This is a genomic window from Metabacillus niabensis, assembly GCF_902829255.1.
Taxonomy (GTDB): domain Bacteria; phylum Bacillota; class Bacilli; order Bacillales; family Bacillaceae; genus Metabacillus; species Metabacillus niabensis.
In genome coordinates this window covers 1-3,420 of record NZ_CADEPK010000286.1, presented here as the reverse complement: position 1 = coordinate 3,420, position 3,420 = coordinate 1, and the positions used below count along the sequence as shown (strand labels likewise).

Sequence of the window (3,420 nt, the reverse complement as noted above, 5' to 3'; positions counted from 1 at the left end):
CGGCAAATATGCACGTGTCGCATTAAGAACAAGGTTTATTGATTACAACGGTCGTTTTTGTATGAGTTCTGCTGCAGGTGGTTTTCAAAGAACGTTAGGGATTGATCGGGGTTCAACATTGCCTTGGCCTGAATTAGAACATACAGATTGCTTCTTCATCGCTGGTTCAAATACAGCAGAATGTCATCCAACAAGTATTCAATGGTTATGGAAGGCAAAGGATAAAGGAGCAAAATTAATCGTTGCAGATCCACGTGAAACGGCAACAGCTCGTGTCGCAGATGTACATTTAGATTTAAAGCCAGGAACAGATTCAGCATTAGCGAATGGAATGCTACACATTCTTATTAAAGAAGGCTATGTTGATGAAGAGTATGTAACAAAACGTTGCAATAATTTTGAAGACTTAAAGAAAAATGTTGAAAAATTCACACCGGAGCTTACATCTAAAATAACCGGTGTTGCAATAAATAAATTAATTAAAGCTGCCCATATTTATGGAATGTCACCACGCTCTGTTGTTATGTTTGCTCGTGGCGTTGAACAGCAATCAAAAGGTGTTGATAATGTAGCACTTTATACTACAATGGCACTTATCCGCGGTCAGATCGGAAAATTTGCTTCGGGTGTTGCTACATTTACAGGACAAGGCAACGGGCAAGGGGGGCGTGAACACGGACAAAAAGCAGACCTGCTACCTGGCTATCGAAAATTAACAGACCGTAAAGCAGTTGAGTATGTTTCAAGTGTTTGGGGGATTGATCCTAATGAAATGCCTAAGCCAGGGGTATCCGCCTACGAAATGTTTGACGAAATAGAGAAAGGCAATATTCGGGGAATGCACGTCATTTGCAGTAACCCCGCAGTCTCTGCACCTAATTTAGAGCATATATGGAATGGGTTAAGAAAGCTAGACTTTCTAGTTGTAAGTGACTTTTTCCTTTCTGAAACAGCTCAATTTGCAGATGTCGTACTCCCAACAACAACTTGGGCTGAGGATGAAGGAACAACAACAAATTTAGAAGGGCGTGTTATTCATATTCGTAAAGTGAGGGACCCTCTTGGACAGTCTAAACCAGATTGGGAGATTTTAAGTTTAATAGCAAAACGTATGGGTCGCGGTCAGTTTTTTTTATATAACAATCCAAAAGAAATATTTGAAGAATTGCGTATCGCATCAAAAGGGGGAAAAGCAGATTATTATGGAATAACGTGGGATCGAATTGATAAAGAGGATGGCGTCTTTTGGCCATGCCCATCAGAGGATCACCCAGGTACACCAACAATGTTTCGTGAGAGATTCGGGCATCCTGACGGAAAAGCGAATCTTGCGTGTGTTGATTGGCAAGAACCAGGAGAAACACCTACAGAGGAGTTTCCGCTTTTCTTAACGACAGGTCGAGTTGTCTTTCATTATTTATCAGGTAACCAGACGAGACGTGTTTCCTTCTTAATGGAACAATGTCCTGAACCTTTTGCAGAAATGCACCCTGCATTAGCATGCCAATATCAATTACAGGATGGTGATATGGTACGTCTATCTACTCCTCGTTCCGAAATGATTGTTAAAACAATGATAACAAAAGCAATCCGTAAAGATACAGTCTTTGTCCCTTATCATTGGGGTGAAGAATTAGCTGTGAACCAATTAACAAGTGACCATCTAGATCCATATTCAAGAATGCCAGAGTTTAAGGTTTGTTCATTAAAGATGGAAAAGATGAACGATTGACTACAGAAAGAGGTGCCTATCATTGAATAAGATAATGTATTTAGAATTTGAAAGATGTATTGGTTGTCGAGCATGTCAAGCTGCCTGTCGAGAATGCGGCGACCATGATGCAAAAGAACGTAATTATGTAGAATATGTCGATTTCACCGAAAACAGACAAACATACCCAATGCTCTGTATGCAATGTAAAGACCCAGCATGTGCACGTGTTTGTCCAGCAAATGCGATTCAAATAACCGAGGAGGGTGTCGTCCTTTCTGCCATGGAAGAAAAATGTATTGGATGTAGAAATTGTACATTCGGCTGTCCATTTGGCATACCAAAATTCGATTTTGAAGAAAACAAAATGTATAAATGTGATATGTGTTATGACCGCTCAAAATATGATATTGCCCCAATGTGTGCATCTGTTTGCCCAAGTGAAGCCATTCGGTTTATCGATTTTGACGAAATGCAGCAATTACGCAGAAAAAGATCACAAATGAATTTAGTAGAAGGAAAAAAACCACAAGAAGGGAATAAGTGGGATTATGTCCCTGAATTCTTTGGTGTATATACAGATTAAAAAGGGGAGAAGAAAATGTCCAATAACCGATATCAAAAAAAAAACCGCCATGATACAAATAGTGATATGATCAATTTGGTCGACAATTTAAATCGGGCTGAGGATCTTAAATTTAATAGACGCGCCTTTTTAAAGTCTGCTGTTGGCGCATCAATTACCCTTGGTCTTGCAACATTACCTTTCACTGGATTAGCTCTTACTAATAAAAAAGAAGCAAAGCATAGAGTTGAGATAGCAAAGCTTGCAGATATACCTAAGGATAGTGCTTTTAACTTCACTTACCCAACTGATGATGAACCAGCCATATTAATTCGTACGAAGAAAGAGGAGCTAAAAGCGTATAATAATAAATGTACTCACTTACAATGTCCGGTTTTTTATGAAAAAGAGGAGTCTGTCCTTCTTTGTCCATGTCATAAAGGCTACTTTAATGTTGAAACAGGTCACCCGATGGCAGGCCCACCACAACGTGAGCTACCTCTTATTCAACTTGAAGTAGAGGATGGAATCATTTATGCAGTTGGGAGACAAACGCGTCATGAGTAAAAAAGGATATTGGATCATTATTTTTCTTACCCTTATCGTAAACATTGTTATGCTTCAAATGACAGTTGAATCATTTTTTGGTGAAGAATATGAGCGCATTTATACCTTTAGTACAATCTCAATCATCTCATCAGTAATTTGTTTTTTTACATTTTTAAGATGGAGAAAAAACGAATATGATTAATTTCTCGGGCTATCTCAAAAAACTCCTGTTCATTTTGACTTTGAGATAGCCTTTTAAACAACTTATCATCATAAAAAATGGAAGAGATTTTGCTTATACTTTTTGCATTAGCAATTATACAAATGAACATAATGAGAATAATGAGTTCACAGAAGTTTCAAAAAGTATCTAGATCGAATGGTTTAGGACAAATGACCTTTTTTTCATTCATTCTTCGACAAAATCTGATTTGAATATGAAATCAATTAATAGCATACATATTAACTTAAACACTAGAAGGAGATGGGAAAACAAACATCTCAAGTTAAAATAATGTAAGAACTAAATCGAAACGCTTACATTGCTATTTACCATTTTTGCGATATTGACGAACTTTATACGTTGAGTTAGAAT

The 3,420-nt window shown here is 37.7% G+C and carries 4 protein-coding genes; all 4 read left to right on the top strand.

Annotated elements, in window-relative coordinates:
* Window positions 1-1,732 (top strand): molybdopterin oxidoreductase family protein (locus HU235_RS16690; RefSeq protein ID WP_174880934.1); only part of this gene is annotated, 1,732 nt, incomplete at its 5' end.
* Window positions 1,733-1,754: 22 nt separating this feature from the next.
* Entirely contained in the window at window positions 1,755-2,297 is a 543-nt protein-coding gene (locus HU235_RS16685) for a 4Fe-4S dicluster domain-containing protein (RefSeq protein ID WP_095300089.1), read from the top strand.
* Window positions 2,298-2,312: 15 nt separating this feature from the next.
* Complete coding sequence (locus HU235_RS16680; protein ID WP_174880933.1) at window positions 2,313-2,843, top strand: QcrA and Rieske domain-containing protein; 531 nt, start codon at window positions 2,313-2,315, stop codon at window positions 2,841-2,843.
* Window positions 2,836-3,027, top strand: coding sequence for a hypothetical protein (locus HU235_RS16675; RefSeq protein WP_174880932.1), 192 nt, complete (start codon window positions 2,836-2,838; stop codon window positions 3,025-3,027). The genes HU235_RS16680 and HU235_RS16675 overlap by 8 nt, the downstream gene beginning before the upstream one ends.
* The last annotated feature ends 393 nt before the right edge of the window (window positions 3,028-3,420 follow it).

Excerpts from the sequence above, each read along its gene's own strand:
- HU235_RS16680 (WP_174880933.1), top strand. The coding sequence starts at position 2,313 with ATGTCCAATAACCGATATCAAAAAAAAAACCGCCATGATACAAATAGT.
- HU235_RS16675 (WP_174880932.1), top strand. The coding sequence starts at position 2,836 with ATGAGTAAAAAAGGATATTGGATCATTATTTTTCTTACCCTTATCGTA.